General features: G+C 70.5%; 18 protein-coding genes. 15 read left to right on the forward strand and 3 right to left on the reverse strand.

Features of this window, described 5'->3' with window-relative positions:
- The first annotated feature begins 87 nt into the window (after positions 1-87).
- From IW256_RS14785 to IW256_RS14820, 8 genes are all read left to right on the forward strand, one after another.
- Complete coding sequence (locus tag IW256_RS14785) at positions 88-408, forward strand: site-specific integrase (protein WP_197011526.1); 321 nt, start codon at positions 88-90, stop codon at positions 406-408.
- A gap of 98 nt (positions 409-506) precedes the next feature.
- Positions 507-1559: an ABC transporter substrate-binding protein gene (locus IW256_RS14790; RefSeq protein WP_231404773.1), complete on the forward strand. Its 1053-nt coding sequence runs from the start codon at positions 507-509 to the stop codon at positions 1557-1559.
- Positions 1560-1574: 15 nt separating this feature from the next.
- Entirely contained in the window at positions 1575-2462 is an 888-nt protein-coding gene (locus tag IW256_RS14795) for an ABC transporter permease (protein ID WP_197011528.1), read from the forward strand.
- Entirely contained in the window at positions 2459-3313 is an 855-nt protein-coding gene (locus tag IW256_RS14800) for an ABC transporter permease (protein WP_197011529.1), read from the forward strand. Before IW256_RS14795 ends, IW256_RS14800 begins: the two co-directional genes overlap by 4 nt.
- Positions 3300-4442, forward strand: coding sequence for an ABC transporter ATP-binding protein (locus IW256_RS14805; RefSeq protein ID WP_197011530.1), 1143 nt, complete (start codon positions 3300-3302; stop codon positions 4440-4442). Before IW256_RS14800 ends, IW256_RS14805 begins: the two co-directional genes overlap by 14 nt.
- The gene (locus IW256_RS14810) at positions 4439-5227 is read left to right on the forward strand and encodes a MaoC family dehydratase (protein ID WP_197011531.1); all 789 of its coding nucleotides are present in this window, start codon (positions 4439-4441) and stop codon (positions 5225-5227) included. The genes IW256_RS14805 and IW256_RS14810 overlap by 4 nt, the downstream gene beginning before the upstream one ends.
- On the forward strand, positions 5224-6819 hold the full coding sequence (locus IW256_RS14815; RefSeq protein ID WP_197011532.1) for a class I adenylate-forming enzyme family protein: 1596 nt from the start codon (positions 5224-5226) through the stop codon (positions 6817-6819). The genes IW256_RS14810 and IW256_RS14815 overlap by 4 nt, the downstream gene beginning before the upstream one ends.
- Positions 6819-7424 carry a TetR/AcrR family transcriptional regulator gene (locus tag IW256_RS14820; protein WP_197011533.1) on the forward strand — a complete coding sequence of 202 codons (606 nt, stop codon included), beginning with the start codon at positions 6819-6821 and terminating at the stop codon, positions 7422-7424. The genes IW256_RS14815 and IW256_RS14820 overlap by 1 nt, the downstream gene beginning before the upstream one ends.
- Positions 7425-7892: 468 nt before the next feature.
- On the opposite strand, the gene IW256_RS14825 is transcribed toward IW256_RS14820, so the two are convergent.
- Positions 7893-8504 (reverse strand): TetR/AcrR family transcriptional regulator, encoded by a 612-nt coding sequence (locus IW256_RS14825; RefSeq protein WP_197011534.1) that lies wholly within the window; start codon positions 8502-8504, stop codon positions 7893-7895.
- 131 nt (positions 8505-8635) lie between these two features.
- On the opposite strand from IW256_RS14825, the gene IW256_RS14830 reads away from it, so the two are divergent.
- The 5 genes from IW256_RS14830 to IW256_RS14850 all read left to right on the forward strand — a co-directional run bounded on the left by IW256_RS14830 (position 8636) and on the right by IW256_RS14850 (position 13330).
- The gene (locus tag IW256_RS14830) at positions 8636-9283 is read left to right on the forward strand and encodes a hypothetical protein (RefSeq protein WP_197011535.1); all 648 of its coding nucleotides are present in this window, start codon (positions 8636-8638) and stop codon (positions 9281-9283) included.
- A gap of 115 nt (positions 9284-9398) precedes the next feature.
- A complete protein-coding gene (locus IW256_RS14835; RefSeq protein ID WP_197011536.1) occupies positions 9399-11009 on the forward strand; it encodes an alpha/beta hydrolase in 1611 nt (536 codons plus the stop codon).
- Positions 11010-11395: 386 nt separating this feature from the next.
- Positions 11396-12277: a sigma-70 family RNA polymerase sigma factor gene (locus tag IW256_RS14840; RefSeq protein WP_307828894.1), complete on the forward strand. Its 882-nt coding sequence runs from the start codon at positions 11396-11398 to the stop codon at positions 12275-12277.
- Between the two features lie 84 nt (positions 12278-12361).
- Positions 12362-12832 carry a carboxymuconolactone decarboxylase family protein gene (locus IW256_RS14845; RefSeq protein ID WP_197011537.1) on the forward strand — a complete coding sequence of 157 codons (471 nt, stop codon included), beginning with the start codon at positions 12362-12364 and terminating at the stop codon, positions 12830-12832.
- 111 nt (positions 12833-12943) lie between these two features.
- The gene (locus tag IW256_RS14850; RefSeq protein WP_197011538.1) at positions 12944-13330 is read left to right on the forward strand and encodes a DoxX family protein; all 387 of its coding nucleotides are present in this window, start codon (positions 12944-12946) and stop codon (positions 13328-13330) included.
- Positions 13331-13738: 408 nt separating this feature from the next.
- Here IW256_RS14850 and IW256_RS14855 read toward each other — a convergent pair whose 3' ends face one another.
- The gene (locus IW256_RS14855; protein ID WP_197011539.1) at positions 13739-14275 is read right to left on the reverse strand and encodes a hypothetical protein; all 537 of its coding nucleotides are present in this window, start codon (positions 14273-14275) and stop codon (positions 13739-13741) included.
- A 97-nt stretch (positions 14276-14372) separates the two neighbouring features.
- Here IW256_RS14855 and IW256_RS14860 point away from each other — a divergent pair, with 97 nt between their 5' ends.
- Together IW256_RS14860 and IW256_RS14865 are read left to right on the forward strand one after the other, a co-directional pair.
- Positions 14373-15827 (forward strand): cellulase family glycosylhydrolase, encoded by a 1455-nt coding sequence (locus IW256_RS14860; protein ID WP_197011540.1) that lies wholly within the window; start codon positions 14373-14375, stop codon positions 15825-15827.
- 144 nt (positions 15828-15971) lie between these two features.
- Positions 15972-16631, forward strand: a complete 660-nt coding sequence (locus IW256_RS14865; protein ID WP_197011541.1) for a TetR/AcrR family transcriptional regulator — start codon at positions 15972-15974, stop codon at positions 16629-16631.
- A 120-nt stretch (positions 16632-16751) separates the two neighbouring features.
- On the opposite strand, the gene IW256_RS14870 is transcribed toward IW256_RS14865, so the two are convergent.
- Complete coding sequence (locus IW256_RS14870) at positions 16752-18833, reverse strand: phosphocholine-specific phospholipase C (RefSeq protein ID WP_197011542.1); 2082 nt, start codon at positions 18831-18833, stop codon at positions 16752-16754.
- Between the last annotated feature and the right edge of the window lie 206 nt (positions 18834-19039).

The raw sequence follows: 19039 nt of genomic DNA on the forward strand, positions 1-19039 counted from the left end.
TCGGCGACCACCGGCTCTACGCGCCTCCAGCTGATCGCATTGCGCGGACTGCGGCGCGGGGAGGCAGCGGGGCTGCGGTGGTGCGATGTGGAACTGGAGCAAGGCGTCGCGGTGATCTCGCAGCAGATCCAGCAGCACCGGGGGCATCTGACCGCCTGCCCACCCAAGACCGCCTCGAGCGCCCGCGTCATCGCACTGGACCACACCACCGTTTCGGCCCTGCACACCCACCGCAGACTCTCGTCCACAGGCACCACCTGTGCCCGGCCGTGGAAGGGAGGCGATGCCCGCCTCCGCGCAGGCGTCGACCAGCCGGTCGGGCGTCCTGACCGGGTGATCGTTCCCGGGCTTGCGGGTGGGGCGGGTTCTTCGTACTCCACGGGGCTGTGCGGCCTGACGGGTGGCTGACTGCGGGGTGCTCGCGATGTTGATTCTGGATGGGCTCTAGACAACAAATTGAACGATCGATATGTTCACCTCTCATTGGAGGTGATGACGTGGGTCACATGGTACGCGTGTTCTGTGCCGCCGCCGTCGTCCTGGCCGCTTCGGCGTGCGGAGACGGGGCGGCCTCGGGGGCGGGCGACTCGAAGCAGGTCGTGATCGCTAATTTCGGTGGGGCGGTGAAGAACGCCACCGAGACGTCGTTCTGGAAGCCGTTCACGGCCGACGGCGGCCTCGCCGTGCGGTCCGATCCGGCGGGCGGCGGGTTCGCCGCCAAGCTGCAGGCCCAAGCGCAGAGTGGCCGGGTGAGCTGGGACGTCATCGAGGCGCTCGAAGGTTCCAGCGCGGTGCTGCTGTCCCGGAAGGGTCTGCTGGAGAAGCTTCCCGCGGACCTGACCGCCCAGCTGACGAAGGTCTCCGTGCCGGGCTCGGTGCAGCCGTACGGGGTGTCGATGGGCGACACCGGTGTCGTCATCACCTGCAATATGAAGGTCGTGCAGAAATGCCCCGCCAATCCGGCTGAATTCTGGGACGTCAAGAATTTTCCGGGCCGCCGCGCGATGATCGACAATCCGTACCAGTCCATGGCGTCCGCTCTTATCGCGGACGGTGTTCCGGTCGGCAAGGTATTCCCCATCGACGTCGACCGGGCGCTCCGCAGCCTCGATCGGATCAAGCCCGCGGTCAACGTCTGGACCACGAGCGGCGACCAGCAGATGCAGCTGATGCGCAGCGGCGAGGTCGGCATCGCGTTCATGTGGAGCGGGCGCGCCAAGTCGCTGGCCGACGAGGGCGTCAAGCTGAAGACCAGCTGGGACGGTTCACTCGTGAACCCGTCCTACACGGTCGTGGTCAAGAACGGGCCCAACACCGACGGCGGGCTGAAGTACCTGAAGTGGTATGCGACGCACCCGGACGCGCAGGCGAACCTCGTCAACGCGCTCGGCTACGGCACCTCCAGCCCTGGCGTGGGCGCCCTGTTGAAGCCGGGGGTGCGCGCGTGGATGCCGTCCGACCCGGCCAACGCCAAGAACCAGGTGCGCATCGACCCCACATGGTGGGCCGACAACCAGCGCGAGGTCGAGCCTCGCTGGCGCGACTTCATCGCGGGCTGACACAAGGAGGTGACCATGACGGCCTCGATTTCGCTGCCGCGCCCGTTCCGGCAGGTCCGCTCTTCCGGGTGGGGCGCCGGACTGCTCCTCGGGCTGCCGGCCTTCCTGACCGTGCTCGCGGTCGTCGCCTACCCGATCGGCCGGCTGACCTGGGACGTCGTGAGCACCGTCGGGCTGGGCGGGATACTCGATCCGCTGCGCAGCGCGGCTGAGCGCGCGGCGCTGCAGCGGACGCTGCGTGTCAGCGCTCTGGTCGCGGTGGCGAGCGTCGCGCTCGGGCTGTTCGTCGCCTACACGCTCGCCTGGTCCCGCAGCCGTGTCGTGCGGGCCTCGCTGTGGGCGTCGGTGCTCGCGCCGTTCTGGATGAGCGTCGTGGTCAAGAACTACGCGTTCGTCCTGCTGCTGCAACAGCAGGGACCGGTCACAAAGGCGCTGCGGTCGGCGGGGCTGCTGAGCGCTCAGGGCGACCTCCTCTACACCGAGGGCGCCGTCCTGGTCGGGATGCTGTACGCGATGCTTCCGTACGCCGTGCTGGTGCTCTACCCGAGCGTCCGCAACGTGCGGGCCGAGCAGCTGCAGGCGGCGGAGACGCTCGGGGCGGGCCGGCTGCGCGCCCTGCGCGACGTCATGCTGCCGGCGACGGCGCCGGCGCTCCTGTCGGCGGGGACGCTGGTGTTCGTCATCTCGATCGGGTTCTACGTGACGCCCATCGTGCTCGGCGGGGTGGGGTCGCCGTTCGTCGCGGCGCGGGTCCACGAGCAGATCTTCGAGTACTTCGACCTCGTCGGCGCGAAGTCGTACGCGCTGCTGCTGATGCTGACGGCGCTGGCGGTGTTCGGGCTCAGCCGGTTCGCGACCCGGTTCCTGCCACAGAGCCGGGTGCGCGGGGAGGCCCGCCGATGAGCGCGGCGGTGGGCCGCCGGGCCGCGGCCTGGACGGGACGCGCCCTGTACGGGGCGGTGGTGCTCGGCATCGTGGCGTTCATGCTGCTGCCCACGCTGGTCGTGGTCGGCACGTCGTTCTCCGCGTCCTCGTACATCGAATGGCCGCCATCGTCGTTCGGGCTGCGGCAGTACGAAACGCTGCTGCACTCCGCCGACCTGGGCGCCGCGACCTGGCGCTCGCTGCTCGTCGCCGCGGGGACGGCGGCCGTCACGCTGCTGGTGGCGGCCCCGCTGGTCCTCGGCCTGAGCCGGGCGCGGGTGCCGGGCGGGAAGGGGCTGCGCGTCGCCGTCGTCCTGCCGATGGTGACGCCCGGCGTCGCCTACGCCGTGGCGCTGTACGGGATGTTCGCCGGCTTCGCCCTGGTCGACACCCTCCCGGCGGTGCTGCTGGCCCATGTCGCGGTCAGCCTGCCGGTGGTGCTGCTCGCGCTCGAACCCGCGATGGACGCCGTGCCGCGCGAGTACGAGCTGGCCGCGATGTCGCTGGGTGCGTCCCGGGCCCGCGCCTGGACCGGGGTGACGCTGCGGCTGATCGTGCCGGGGCTGGTGGCCGCCGGGGTGCTGGCCTTCGTGACCAGCTTTGACGAGGCGACCCTGGCGAGCTTCCTGACCGGACCCCGGACCGCGACGCTGCCCAAGGTCATCCTCGACTCGGTCAGCACCGGTGTCGATCCCGCGATCACCGCGGTGTCGGCGCTGCTCATCATCGCGACCGGGCTGCTGATGTCGTTCGCGGGGACGGCCGGCCGGCTCCGGCAGGCGCTCCGGAACCGGAACGAGAGAAGGACGAAGACCGATGACCAGTCCTGACACGATCACCGGCGGGCGGGCCGGGACGGCGGCCGGCGAGCCGCCGCGGCTGCGGCTCGCCGGCGTCACCAAGCGGTACGGGGACGTCGTCGCCGCCGACGACCTGACGCTGGAGCTGGCGCCCGGCGAGTTCGTCTCCCTGCTCGGGGAGAGCGGCTCGGGCAAGAGCACCGCCCTCAAGCTGGTCGCCGGGTTCGAGACGCCGGACGAGGGCACCGTCCACATCGGCGGCCGCAACGTCACCGGGCTGCCGCCGGCGCGCCGCGACCTCGGCATGGTGTTCCAGCAGTACGCGCTGTTCCCGTACCAGACCGTCGCCCGCAACGTCGAGTACGGCCTGCGGCGCCGCAAGTGGGGCCGGGACGCCCGGCGACGGCGGGTCGCCGAACTGCTCGACCTGGTCCGGATGGCCCCTTACGCGCGGCGCTACCCGGCCCAGTTGTCCGGCGGACAGCAGCAGCGCGTCGCACTCGCCCGCGCGCTCGCCGCCGAACCGGGACTGCTGCTGATGGACGAGCCGCTGTCCGCGCTCGATCGGGCGCTGCGTCTCGATCTGCAGGACGAGATCCGGGCCGTGCACCGCGCGACGGGCGCCGGCATGGTGTACGTGACCCACGACCGGGACGAGGCGCTGTCGCTGTCCGACCGCATCGTGGTGCTGCGGCACGGCCGGATCGACGCGGCGGGCACCCCCGCCTCGCTCTTCCGGCGGCCCCGGACCGCGTACGTCGCCAGGCTGATCTCCGACGCCAACATCCTGCCGTGCGAGCGGGAGCCCGGAGCGTCCCCGAGCGGGCGGATCCGGGTCCGGCTGCGGGACCGGGTCGCCGAGATCCCCGCCGAGGGTGAGCCGCCCGCGGACGCGGATCTCGCCGTGGCCGTGCCCCGCACGGCGATCGGTCTGACACCGTCCGCCGACGGCGGTCCGGGCGAAGGCGGCTCGGTCGAACTGCCCGCGCGGATCGAGGACAGGGTGTACCTCGGCGACACCGTCCGGCTCCTCCTGCGCCTGGACGACACGACGACGATCACCGCGCACCTGCCGGAGGCGGCCGGATCAGGGTCGCCGACGGGCGAGCGGGTCACCCTGCACATCGCGCTCGGCGCGTGCTCGGCGGTGACGCGTTGACCGAGGAACTGGACCCCGTGTACTTCACCACCCGTGAACGGGACTTCCTGATCCCCGCGGTCTGGGAGGGCACCGGCGACGAGCTGCACACGAACCGCCTCGTCGCGGCGGCCTCCGACTTCGGCGGGCGCATCATGTCCGGAATCGCGACGATGACCCTCGCCGTCGCCCGGCTGGACGGAGCCGACCTCGGTGCGCCACCGGCCTGCCTCGAATGGGACTTCGCGGGGCCGGTCCGGGAGGGCGAGAAGGTCCGGGTGGACGCGTCCCGCACGGGCGGCGACCTGACCGTCGCGACGTCCGTGGACGGTGTGACCACCGGCACCGGCGTCCTGCGCGCCGCGCCCGCGGATCTCCCGGCGCCCGGAGATCCTCCGGCGCCCGCCGGCAGGCCGGACGGCGCCCGGAGCCGCGGCTGGACGATCACGGCGGCCGACCTCGAACTCTTCGCCGACTGGATCGGCGACGGGGGAGAGGACGGGAGGGACGGCGGGAGCGGTCCGGTGCCGTGGCCGCTGCTGATCCTCGTGACCTCCGGACTGATGGGCCGCGACCGGCTGTTCGGCGACGCCCCCTCCGGCCAGGTGCTCAACCGTTGGATGCGCTGGCGGTTCGCGAGCATGCCGGTGACCGGCGAGACCGTCCACTGCGTGCTGCGCTCGCAGACGTCCCGCAGGAGCCGGACGAGGCCGGGCGACCAGGTCTCCCGCATCGTCCTGGACACCCGCTCGGCCGACGACGGCCGGGCCCTCACCGAGATCGATTGGGTGGTGTTGTCCCGATGACCGAACAGGAGACCCTCCCCGCGCGGGTCCCGGCCGCGCCGGAGCTGCCACCGGCCGCCGAGTCCGGGTTCGCCGGCCTGCTCGCCTGGGCCGCGCGGACCCGCCCCGGCGCCCCGGCCCTGGAGGTCGAAGGCGACGAGACGCTGACCCGTGCCGAGCTCGCGGCCCGGGTCGGCGCCCTGACGGGCACGCTCGCGGACGCCGGCGTCACGGAGGGGGCGGTCGTCGGCATGGCGCTGGACAACCGCGCCCGGTCCTACGTCCTCATCCTCGCGGCGGCGGCGCTGGGAGCCACCATCCTGCCGCTGAACCCCGGATTCCAGCCCGCCGAGTTCGAGGCGCTCGCGGAGCCTGCCCGCCCGAGCCACCTCGTCGCGCTCCCTCATTTCGCCGACGTCCACGCGGCGCTGCTGGCCGAACACGGCGTCCGGATCGTCGATATCGAGGGCGCCGTGCCGGCCGCTGCCGGCACGGCGCCTGCGGCCGAGAGCACACCGATGCGCGAACACCCCGTCTGGTACGGGCTGACGTCGGGATCGACGGGCCTGCCGAAGATCATCAGCAAGACGCAGGGCAAGTGGCTGGACGCCGCGTCGGTGCTGCGCTCCGTCCTGGCGCTCGACCCCCGCGACCGCCTGCTCAGCGCGCAGCCCTGCTACTACGGCGACCCCCTGATGCTGTTCCTGGCCTGCCTGCAGAGCGGCGCCTGCTTCGTCCTGCTGTCCAGGTTCCGGTCGCAAACGTTCATGCGCAACGTCGCGGACCGCGCGGTCACCAAGTTCTGGACGATCGGCTCCATGCCGGCGATGCTCCTCAACGCCCCGCCCGGACCGTCCGATCGTGATCACCGCGCGGTCGCCGCGTGGAGCATCGGCATACCGCGCGCCCTGCACCGGCCGCTGGAGGAGCGCTTCGGGCTGCGCTGGCTGGAGGTGTACGGGTCGGCGGAGGCGAATGTCGTCCTCGCGCAGACGCCGGATTCCCCGTCCACCCCGGGCGAGGGGTGGCTCGGCGGTATCGTTCCCGGCCAGGAGATCCGGATGGTGGACGAGCGCGGCGCGGAACTTCAGGGCGACGGCACCGGCCAGCTCCTCGTCCGCGGTCGCCTGGTCATCGACGGATACCTGCGCAACCCCGAGGCCACCGCCGCCGCTTTCACCAGCGACGGCTGGTACCGGTCGGGCGACATCATGGAACGGCGCGGCGGACGGTTCCGCTTCGTCCGCCGCGAGAAGGAGATCGTCCGGCGGGCGGGCGAGAACATCTCGACCGAGGAGGTGGAGCGGGTGCTGCGCACGCATCCGCTCGTCCAGGACGCGGCGGTCCTGCCGTACGCCGATCCGATCCGGGGCGAGGAGGTCTGGGCCGTGGTCGAGCCCGTTCCCGGCACGCGCCCGGAGGCGGGCGCGCTCGCCGAACACGCGGGCCGCCATCTCGCCCGGCACAAGGTGCCGCGTTTCGTCAGCCTCATCGACGCGCTCCCTCGCACCCCGTCGGAGCGCGTCGCCAAGCGCCTCCTCCGCGACCGCGACGATCTGGAGACCATCGATCTCCGTCCCGGCGACGCACGCATCAGGAAGGACACCCAGTAGTGCCGCGAAACCAGCGCACGGATTCCGAGCCCGGCACCCGAGAACGCATCCTGCGATCGGCGGGCGCGCTGTTCACCGAGAAGGGCTACGCCGCGGTCGGCATCCGCGAGATCGCGACCGGGGCCGACATGACGATCGGCGCGCTGTACCACTACTACTCCAACAAGGAGGCGCTGCTCATCGCGGTCACCGAGGACGCGCTCCAGCGCGCGGTGGCGGTCGCCAAGGAGGCCGCGGACCTCGACGCCGACCCGACCGCCAGGCTGGCCAACCTCGTCCGGGCGCACGTCCGCGAGCAGGGGACGGGCGCCGAACTGTGGAACACCAGCGCCCGCGAGATGCCGAGGACGGACGCCGACGGGAGCTGGACGCCCGTCCGCGACCTGCGCGCCGCGTTCGAGCTCATCTGGAACGAGGTGCTGCAGGCCGGCGTGGAGGCGGGCCAGTTCCAGCTGCGCGACCTCTCGGTCACCCGCCTCTCGCTCCTCGCGATGTGCAACAGCGTCAGCACCTGGTACCACCCTGCCGGCCGGTTGTCGCTGGACGAGTTGGCCGACCTGATGGCCGAGATGGCCCTGGACCTCGTCCAGGGCCGTCGCGGCTAGTGCCGCGTCCAGAAACGTTCGGGTGCCCGAGATCGCGCATCCGCTGGACTGCTCACCGGAATACGTGCGCGTGTGATCCACGACTTCAACGACGTCGGGGTCAAGGCGCTGGACCCAAATTCCGGGAGCCAGGCCCGCGGGGCGGCGCATGCGTGAGCTCCTGGCCCGGATCGACACACGGCAGGCCGCCGGCCGCGAGGAAGCAGCCCGCCTGCGCGGGCAGATCGCCCGGCTCAGCGAGCAGCTTGCCGCCGTGGAGCGCCGGCTGGTGACGCAGCGTCATCGCCGACATCCTCGACCTGCTGCTGGCCGTGCTGGTCACTGCGGTCGTCGTGGACTCCATGGCCGGCAACGTGCTCATCGAGCCGGTCGCCGCCGACCACCCCGTCTGCACAGGGGTGCACGTCTCGTTGTGCTCTCGCCCCCTAAGCGTCGGGTGGAACCGGTGCAGAGGGGGGTTGGTTGGGTTCATGGCCGAGTCGGTCCGGCGGGTGGTGCGGGGCCGGTGGAGAGGACGTGGTCGACGGCGGCGTTGAGGGTCTCGGTCTCGGCGATGAGGACGGATTCGCGGGTGGGCAGTGCGCGTTCGACCGAGAGTCCGTTGAGGACGGTGAGAAGGAATCTGACGTTGCGGGTGTGGTCTCCCGGGGGCAGTGCGCCTTCCTCGGCGAGCACGGTCAGCCAGTGTTCGACCCGGCGCTCCGCCTCCCGCTCATGGCCGAGGTATGCGGTGCGTACCGGTTCGGTCGGCTCGGGTTCGATGAAGGTCCGATACATCGTGCCCCATGCGGTTCGCGCGTCTTCGTTGGTACCGAGCGGTGCGAGAACCTGCCGCAGGCAGTTGAGCAGCCGTTCGCGGGGCGGCAGCGTCCGGTCCCGGATCGGGTCGCCGGGCAGCAGGTCGTCGTAGATCCGCGCGAGCAGGCTGTCCTGCAGGGCGCGCTGGGTGGGGAAGTGGAACCTCAGCGAGCCGGTGCTCACTCCCGCGCGCGCGGCGACCGCTCGCACGCTCAGCTTCGCCGCCATGTCCTCGGCGATCATCTCTGCAGCGGCCTGGAGGATCTTCTCGCGTGTGTCCATGCCCCGCTCTCCTTCGCTTCTCCCAGCCCCCTTTACTGTACTAGCACGCCGTACTAGCACAGTGTGCTAGCGTTCCCTCTAACACGCTGTACTAGTGATGGTGCGGCTGATGTGCGAAGGGTGGGCGGACCATGGCGTGGAAGCAGTGGGCGGCATCGAAGCGCCTCAAGCCGGGAGACGGCAGGGAACTACAGCGGTTCCGCTGGTGGCAGCTCCCCCTGCGCTCCCTGTTCTGGATACGGCTTCCCGGTGCCGACGGGCACGCCCGCCTGCACGCCGTCGACGTACGACACTGGGCGAGGTTGGACAACGGCAAGATCCGAGCGCATCTGTTCCTGGACGGCAGGCATGTGGCCGAGTCGAAACTGCCCGCGATCTTCCCTGTCGACGGGGGTGTCATCGAGGTGGCGATGAGCAGCTACGGCATCAGGCGCTGCCACTACCGCCCCCTGGGCGGACAGCCGCGGCAGCTCACGCCCGACCCGGCCTCGGCGGAGGGACGGCGGGCGCGCTTCGGTGCCCGCCATCCGGGACTGAGCCGGGCGATCGGGATCGGATCGGTGTCGCTGCTGGTCATCGGTGTGGGCCTGAACCTGTTGCAGCTCGCTGAACCCGTCTCTCACATTCCTTCCGTCACACAGCGGGTCGGAACGTTCGAATCGCCGATACACCTGCCGATCTGGCTGAACCTCGTACTGGGGGGCGGGGCCGTTCTGGCGAGCATGGAGCGCGCGCTCCGCCTGCGGTACTCCTCTCTGCTCGACACGGCCGGTCACTGACCCCTTCGAAGTGAGGAAGGCACGGCCACGTCAGCCCTCTTCGGCTGGCTTCTTGCGCGACCGGCATGGCCCGGCTGCATGGAAATGACATGAGTACGGCGAAAGGGAGATCATCATGATCCAGTCGAGGCCAAGGCCCGCCGCCCGGTACGGGGCGGCGTTCGCCGCAGCCCTCATGGCCCTGACCGGGTGTTCCTCTGGTGCCTCGGGGGTGCGCAGCTCGTCCGCGGTGGGCACGTCGGCCTCGGCCCCCTCCCCGGACCCGCTCACTTGGAGCACGTGCGGGAAGAACCTCGAATGTGCCACGATCAAGGTGCCGCAGGAATACACCGAGCCCGATGGCGTGCAGATCCCGCTCGCGGTCATGCGGCACCGGGCCACTGATCCCGACCACCGCATCGGCAGCCTGATCTTCAACCCGGGCGGGCCCGGGGTTCCCGCCACCGAAACACTGCGTAATCTGCCCAAAACAGCTGGCACTCCTGGCGCCTTCTCGCCCGCGCTGCTCGCCAGGTTCGACATCATCGCGATGGACCCGCGCGGCGTCGGCGGATCGCAGGCTGTTCGCTGCCTGACCGACAAGCAGCGAGCCGACGCCGCCGGCACCGCCTTCGACCCGGCCGTCCCCGGAGGCAAACCCCTACCGCGGCTGCTGACCGATGCCGCCGCGTTCACCGGCGGCTGCGTCAAACAGCAGAGCAAAGAGTTCCTGGCCAGCCTGTCCACCGACAACGTGGCCCGCGACATCGACCAGGTTCGCTCCGCGCTCGGCGAGGACAAGGTCACCTATTACGGCTTGTCCTACGGCACCGTGGTCGGCCCAATGTACGCCACCCTGTTCCCTCACCGCGTCCGCCAGATGGTGCTCGACGCACCCGTCGACACCAACCTATGGTTCGGCAACTCCCTCACCTTCCTCAACGACGTCGCCGTGGCAAGCGAACGGACGCTCAACGCCTGGTTCGAGACCTGCCGCACCGAAGGGACCGCAGTGTGCCCGTTCGGAGCGGGAGACCCGCAGGCGGCGTTCGACACACTGATCGACACGCTGGAAGCGAAGCCGCTAGAGATCGCACCCGCCAAGGGCGCCACCCCCGGCGGCGAACTCGACGGCGCCATGGCCCTTGAGGCCACCCGAGCCCTGGCCGGCGACCAGAACACCTGGCCATTGCTGACCTCGGCGCTGCTGGCCGCACAAGACGGCAACGGCGCACCCCTGTACACCCTGTGGAACAGCGTCACGGTATCCCCCTTCCCTGTCCCCACCACGATGTTCGAAGCCCACACCGCCGTACGCTGCGTCGACTGGCAGACCCCGGCCGGCATCGCCGCGCACAAGGCCGCAGCCAACAAGGCCGTTACTGAGGCCAGGCGGATCGGCACCCGGGCCGCCTACTCTGCCCTGAACTGCGCTCGGTGGCCCGCGCCGAACAAGGACCGCGTCACCAAGCCGCTCACAGGCGTTGGTACGCCGCCGGCACTGGTGGTCGCAGGCCGCCTGGACCCCGTCACCCCCCACCACTGGGCCGAGAACATGATCCGAACCCTGGACTCCGCGGTCCTGGTCACACGTGAAGGAGTCGGACACGGCTCCTACGGCGCCAACACGTGTATCAATGGCGCAGTTGACGCCGCCCTCATCCACGGCACCCATCCCGCCGACGGCACCGTATGCAAGACGGACACGCCCGCCACCACCCGCCCCCTCGTCTTCCCGAAGCGTTGAGTCACAGTCGGTCTTCAACTGGCCGACACCGAGACTCTTGGCCAGCACGGTGACCGGCTTGTCGCCGGTCCGGGCCGGCTCCTGGGGGTCGGTTTTCACGTGTCGGCGACAGAAGACCAGCAGTTCGGTGGCGGTGTGGAGCGGGGCTGGGAAATCGGCGCGCAGCGCTGCGCCGCCGCGCGGACACCGGCCCACGGCACGATCGCCGGATCCCCGGGTACGGTCCAGAGCGCGTGGCTCCTTGGACATGGGCTGGGGCAGTGGTGACACCTGTTGATCATCGGTCGCCGCCGCGGTGCCTCGGTCAGGGCGCACGCCGCACGGTTACCTCGGCGCGTCCGGGGCCGTCATGACCATGACGGGGTTCGCGCGAGAAAGGTAACGACGTGACCGGATCAGGTCCGAACGAAGTACTGGCGGGAGCCTTCGAAGAGCAGCGCGAGCGCCTGGTGGGGGTCGCTTACCGGATGCTCGGGTCGCGGGGGGACGCCGAGGACGCGGTGCAGGAGGCGTGGATCCGGCTCGCGCGGCAGGACGCGGCCGCGATCGACAATCTGGCCGGCTGGCTGACCACCGTGGTCGGCCGGGTCTGCCTCGATGTGCTGCGTTCGCGCAAGACCCGGGCCGAGCTGTCGTACGAGGACCGGCTGCCCGAGCTGGTGGTGACCGTGGACGGCGGGGCGGCACCCGAGGACGACGCGATGCTCGCCGAATCGGTCGGGCTGGCACTGCTGGTGGTGCTCGACACCCTCACGCCCACCGAGCGGCTGGCGTTCGTCCTGCACGACATGTTCGCGGTGCCCTTCGCCGAGATCGGCGAGATCGTCGGCCGGTCCACCGACGCGACCAAGATGCTCGTCAGCCGGGCCCGCCGGAAGGTGCAGGGCACACCGCCGCCGGAGCAGGAGCCGCGGCGGCAGCGCGCCGTGGTCGACGCGTTCCTCGCCGCGGCGCGGAACGGGGACTTCGAAGGGCTCGTACGGCTGCTCGATCCGCAGGTGACCTGGCGCACGCACCACCCGCAGGGCGTGATGACCACGGTCGGGGCAGCCGAGGTGGCCGGTCCGATCCTGCGCGGCATCCGGTCGATGACCTCGGTGCTCCCGGTCCTGGTCAACGGCGAGCCCGGGTTCGTGGCCTGGGGCGCCAACGGCACGGTGCTCGGTGTGGTGGCGTGCACCGTGGTCGACGGCCGGATCGTCGAGCTCCTGACCGTGAGCGACCGCAAGCGCCTCGACACCATGGGCCTGCCCGCGCGACCGGAGTAGCGCACGTCCGTCGCGTGGGGTTGTTACGTCTTCGCAGGGGGCTTCGTCATAGGGGTGCAAGATCCGAAGACGAAGGAGACCGCGATGGAAACCCGGATCAACCCCATGGTCAACGAGGTCGGGTCGAAGTGGGCCAGGTACATCATCTCGTCGAACAAGGCCATCACCGACTCCGCCCTGCCGAAGGCGGTGCAGGAGCTGGTGAAGATTCGCGCCAGCCAGATCAATGGCTGCGGAGGCTGCCTCGACATGCACACCAAGGACGCCGCGGCCGCCGGCGAGAGCGCGGTGCGCATCAACCTGATCGGAGCATGGCGGGAGACGACCGTCTACACCGACGCGGAACGGGCGGCGCTGGAACTCACCGAGCAGGGCACCCGCCTCGCCGACTCCAGCGGCGTCACCGACGAGGCGTGGGCGAACGCGGCGAAGCACTTCGACGAGGACCAGCTCATGGCCCTGGTGGCCCTGATCTGCGTGATCAACGCCTTCAACCGGCTGAACGTGATCACCCGGACACCCGGCGGCGAATACCGGGCCGGACAGTTCGGCTGAGCCGGACATTCCCTCTCAGGCTCTCCGACGCTGAGGCTCAGGCGGACCCGGGACGATCCCTGGTCCGCCCGTGGCCGTCACCCCCGGACGCTGCGCCAAAGGACAAGACTCATGAACACCGCACTGTGGATCGTCACCGGCCTGCTGACCGCCGTCTACCTGTTCTCCGGGTTGGGGAAGCTGTTCGTCCCGCGCGAGAAGATGGCGGCGATGGCCGACGCCGCGCGCTGGGTCCTCGACTTCAAGCCTGGCATCCTCAAGGCCATCGGAGCACTGGAGATACTCGGTGCCGTGGGCCTGATCCTGCCCGCCGTGCTCGACATCGCGCCCATACTCGTACCGCTGGCGGCCACCGGCCTGGCACTGATCATGACCGGTGCCGCGATCATGCGGATCCGCCGAGGCGAGACCAAAGCCGCGCTGGGAGACGCGGGCTACCTTGCCTTGGCCGCCTTCGTGGCGATCGGCCGCTTCGCGCTGGAACCCTTCACCGGCTGACCGGCCCGTAACCCGGGCGGGATACGGGCCGCGCTCCACTCCCGCACGTGGGCTCACAGGACGGCGGCCGGGACCAGCCTCGGGGCGGTGCCGGGCAGGAGGACCTCCGGGACAGCGCCGCCCCGGACGGCGGGGGAGCGGGGCGGGAGGCGCCGGTGCTCACCCCGCCGCCGGGCGCGGTGGCCCGCCCGGCGCCGCTGCTGGAGTCGGTCGGCGACATTCCGAGGCCATCGCGCTGCTGGACGGCGCCGAGGCCATCGCCGACGCCACCCCGTCGACGCCACCCCGTCGACGCCGCCGCCGTGGCGGACGCCGGCCTCAGGGAGACGGTCCGGATGGGGGAAGCAGCTGTGCGGGGACGTGATCAGCAGTGGACATGCGGCACCTTGCACGGGGGACGGTGTTGTCTCAAGGGGCGTTTCGGGACGGCTCGGATGATGGCGCCTGGCTCGTCGCTGAGCGCCGCGGGCGCCGCCCGGCGGCATGGGCGAGCAGCGCGGCGATGCCGGGTATCCAGCCCAGCAGACCTCCCCACAGCAAGCCGAAGGCCGCACCGAACAGGGCATAGGTGAGATATCCGCCCGGACCGGCGTAGGCGAACCATGCGGTGACCGCTCCTCGCAGGGCCCCGGCCGCCGCGGCGGCGAGGGCGGACGACCACCAACCGCACAAGAGGACTCGCAAGCGCCCTGATCGCGACAGCCGCTCGGCGCGCATCTGGAGACGGATGGTCACCAGCCCGACGAGCACAAGCGCGGCAGCGGTCTCCCCCAGACTCCAGACCTTGCCGACCTCCCCGACGTGGAGGCCCGGCAGCGCGTACGGAACGGCGACCGCCGAGGGAATGACCTGGTAGCCCGCATGCGTGGTCAGCCACGACGACAGTGGCCGACTGCCGAACACGATGGTGAGTGCCAGGGCCGCGGCGCCGCCGCCGACCGCCACTCCGCTAATCCGACGAGCGTTCATGTTTACTTAAGCTAACGCACACTCCTAGGATGTGAAAAGTATTCACTTCCTAGCGCGGACTCGGAGCTGCCGCATGCTCGGTCTCCACCTTTCCCGTACCGCCCGCCGCGCCGTTGCGGCCGCCGTGCTCGCCGTGCCGATCGCTTTGAGCGCGGTCGAGGCGGCCTCCTGGGGGACCACCACCGGCGATGGCACACTCCGGTACGTCACCGACGCCCAGGGCAGAGCGCTGATTCTGCGCGGGCTCAATACCGCCAGCAGCGCCAAGAGCGCTCCCGACGGAATGCCCGACTACCCCGAGAGCATGGTCGAGCAAGAGCACAGGCTGCTGGGCACCAACTTCGTCCGCTTCCTCATCCAATGGCGCAATGTGGAGCCCCGGCCGGGCCGCTATGACGACGTCTACCTCGACAACGTCGCCGAACGTATCTCCTGGTACGCCAAGCGCGGCATGTACGTCATGCTCGACATGCACCAGGACGTGTACGGGCCCGCCACCAACGGCAACGGCGCCCCCGCCTGGGCGACCAACACCGATGGGCTGGCCGCCAAAGCACAGGACCCCTGGGAACTGGGCTACATCCAACCGGGCACGCTGCGCGCGTTCGACCACTTCTGGAACACCACCGGACAACATCCCGAACTGCGGCGGCACTACGCCAATGCGTGGAAACACGTCGCCCAGCGCTTCGCCGACGACCCGGCGGTGCTCGGCTATGACCTGATGAACGAGCCCTGGGGCGGCACCCTGCCGGGCCTGGCGTTCGAACGCGGCCCGCTCTCCGACCTCTACCAGCAAACCACCGAGGCGATCCGGGAGGTCGACCTCAACAAATGGGTCTTCCTCGAACCGCGCGCCGTCGGCGTGAACTGGGGCCTGGCCTCCGGCCTGCGCGCGATCGACGACCCGCGCCCCGGAGAGGACCGGATCGGGTATGCGCCCCACGTATATCCGCTCCCACTCGACATCGGCGGCCAGTACACCGGCTCGTCCGAGAAATGGACCGACCGCACCCTGCGCGCGTGGAGCCGCGCCGTCACCGCCACCGCGCGCCGGCAGAACGCCCCGATCATCTTGGGCGAGTTCGGAATCGACAACACCAAGCCCGGCGCGCTTCAGTTCGTCCGCAGCGTTCAGTCCACCGCCGAGGCGATGCGCGCAGGGCAGGCCTACTGGTCGGCCGACCCCAACGACGGCTGGGGCCCCTGGAACTCCGACAAGACCCCCTCCGAACTCGCCCCCGTTCTCGCCCGCGCCTACCCCCGCGCGATCGCGGGCACTCCCACACGACTGCGCTATGACGAGACGACGGCCACGCTCACCTTCTCCTTCCGCGACAAGACCGCGGTGACCGGTTCGACCGAGGTGTGGCTGCCCCCCGAGGACTTCCCTCGCGGAGCGACCGTCACCGCCTCCGACGCTCCCGGCTCATGGAGGCAGACCTGGGACCCCGAGTCCCGGTCGCTGTCGATCTCCACACCGCGCACCGGCCGCGAGCACACCATTACGATCACCCCGGCCCGCTGACCGGTTCCGGAGCGGGGCCGGAACGGCCGCTTCGGACGAAACCCCGGCAAGCGCCCGACGGCGCGCCCCGATGCGGGCGGAGCCCTCTCACCCGGGGGCCGCCCACAGTGCGGGACGTAGACTCCCGTCCGGAGGGCCACCCACATGACACCGGGCAAGACAGGCGCCGCGCGAGTCCCCGCCGACGGATTGCGCAGGGCGCCCCAGCAGGCGCGCAGCAGGGCACGCGTCGAAGCGATCCTGAGCGCCGCGCGGCAGATCCTGGACGCAGGAGGCGTCGAGAATCTGACGATCCGCAAGGTCGCCGACCGGGCGGGCGTGCCGACCGGAACCGTCTACCAGTTCTTCGAGGACAAGTCCGCGCTCCTGACGGCCGTCGCCCGCCGGTACATGGACGCCTCCGCCGCGGCGATCAACGCGCTCGTGGAGCAGGCGAGCACGGCGCCCTGGCCCGAACTGATCGACAATGTCATCGACGGGTACGTCGAGCTGTACCGCCGCAATCCCGGCTACCTCGCCATCCGGACAGGCCGGCACCTCACCGCGGAACTCCTCGCGTCGGACGCCGCCGACAACGACGGCATCGCCGACGGACTGCGGCACATCCTGGTGGCACGGGAGGGACTGGTCGACGGTCCGGCGCTCCGCGTCGCCTGCCGCACCGGCGTGCACACCGTCGACGCCCTCCTGCACCTGGCCTTCAGGACGGCTCCGGAAGGGGACCCCGCGACGATCGCAGAGGCCAAGCGCATCGTCACGCTCTATCTCACCGAATCCCTCGCCGACCCCCGATACCGGTCTTGAGGTGCACGACCGGGGACGGATCAGGACCCCCGCCCCGCTACCGGTGGACCGTGCGGCAAGATGCCTCCGCTCCCCGCCACCTCCGCGAGTGCTGCCCCGCGGGGCCACGGCCTGCGCGGATCAGCCCGAGATGGACGGCCGGCCGTTCTCCAGGTGACCCATCAGACGGCGCCGGAACGTCTCGTCCTCAGTGGCTCTGATCTGCACGTCGTACCAGCCGTGATCAGTGGTCCAGCGGACGGTCGTCGCTCCGCCGCCGGGGACGGTCACCTCGCGGGTCGCGCCGCCGTAGGCGAGCGCGGTCAAGGAGAACGTCAGAGGGACGCCGCCGGGGTTCTCCACGGTGATCACGAGTCGGCCGCCGGCGGCGCGGGACCTCACGTGGGCACGGGCCGCCGGGCCCGAGGCCGCGCCCGCGAACTCGCGCCGGAAGCCGTTCGGGCCCGTCAGCGTGAGGTGATAGCGGCCGTTCTTGACCGGGATCCGCTCGATGCGCTTCCCGGCCACGTCGAAGTGGCGTGGCGTGCCGAACTCCCCGGCGTACGGGTAGAGCGCGAAGTGCGAGGCCCGTGTGCCCCTCTCGGTCATGGTGATGACGAGCGCGCCGTCGGCGAGGCGCGCTGAGGCGTCGGTCCGGTAGGGCAACGGCCGGGCCGGGCGTGTGCCCGGTTCGGGGACCGGACCCTTCTGGACGATCGGCGGCAGGGCGGGCCAGCGCAGATGGAACTTCGGCGGCGTGCCGGGTTTGGGCACCGGCCGCGGGCGCGCGGTGCCGTCGAAGTCGAAAGCCGAGGTGAGATCGCCCGCGACGGTGCGGCGCCAGGCGCTGATATTGGGCTCGCGGACGCCCAGCCAGCGTTCCAGGAAGCGGATCGTCGAGGTGTGGTCGAAGACCTCCGAGCAGACGTAACCGCCGCTCGTCCAGGGCGACACGACGATCATCGGGACCCGGAAGCCCAGCCCGATCGGCTTGCCGTCGTCATGCTCGTCGACGGCCTCCGCGGGAGGCAGCGGCGGGGGCACATGGTCGAAATAGCCGTCGTTCTCGTCGAAAAGGAGGAAGACCGCAGTGGACTCCCACACCTCCGGACGGGAGGCGATCGCGTCCAGAACCTGGTAGGTGATGCCCGCGCCCTGGATCGGGCTACCGGAGCCGGGATGCTCGGACTCCGCAGCCGAGGTGACGACGTAGGAGACCTCGGGGAGTTTCCCCGCGAGCACATCGGCCCTGAACGCCGCGCCCAGCGTGCCGCCGTCATTGCGGCGCAGGCCCCGTTCGAACAGGTCGCGCTCGGCTGCCGGGAGTGCCGCGACGCTGTCGTCCAATGCGTCCAGGAGGGCTTTCCGCGCATCAGGTGCGGCCGCGGCGACCGCGCCGTAGAACTCGGTCAGACTCTTATACGGGCCGACGGTCGCCAGAGCCCGGCGCATGATCCGCTTGAACGCGGTGAGGAACTCCAGCGGGTTGTCGGTGAAGTTGTCCCACTCCTGGTACACCTTCCAGGTGCGTCCGGCCTTGGACAGCCGTTCGGCGTAGGAGGTCAGGGCGTAACCAGGATGGCCGGCCTCGTCGTAGGCGTCGTTCTCGACCGCGCGATGCCCGTTCGGCTCATAGCCGATGGTGCCGGTCCAGTGGAAGGTCCGGTTGGGATTGGTCGGCCCGAATACCGAACAATGGTAGGCGTCACAGATCGTGAAGGTGTCGGCCAGTTCGTACTGGAACGGCAGGTCACGGCGGTCGTAGTGGACCATCGTGGGCATCAGCTTGGCCGCGATCCACGCGTTGTGCCAGCCGCCGCCGCGCGCTTTCTGGCCGCCCTCCCAGCCGTGGTCGAGCCCGGCGATGTAGTTCACGTCGGTGAACGGCCCGTGCCCGATCGCATCGCGGGCCAGGAACGGCTTCACGTGCCGCAGGAAACCGGGCTGCTCGAAGACCGGGCGGCCGTCGGGCAACTCGATCGCGTTGCGGTCCCCGAAGCCCCGGACCCCGCGCAGCGTCCCGAAGTAGTGGTCGAAGCTGCGGTTCTCCTGCATCAGGAAGACCACATGCTCGATCGCCCCGAGGCCCCCGGGCCTGACCGGACGGGCGAGCGCGGCGTGCACCGAGGGGGGTAGCAGCGAGGCGAACGTGGCACCGCCCACCACCCCGGCGCCGGAAGCGAGGAATCTGCGGCGGGAGGGGCCAGTGCTACCGGTACTCATGTTGAGAAAGGCTGAGTCTCGCCGATAACGGGACGATGGCGATCGGGCATCCACCAGGTAACAACATGAGAGAATTTCACATGTGTGCCCGCCGCTCCTCGGCCGCAGGCGTCGGTACGACGGCACCGCGAACGACGCGACCGACGTTGCCCTCAGAGCACGGACACGGGCGGTCCGAGACCCGCGTGTCTGCGCCCGCCATCTGC

Source organism: Actinomadura viridis, assembly GCF_015751755.1.
Taxonomy (GTDB): domain Bacteria; phylum Actinomycetota; class Actinomycetes; order Streptosporangiales; family Streptosporangiaceae; genus Spirillospora; species Spirillospora viridis.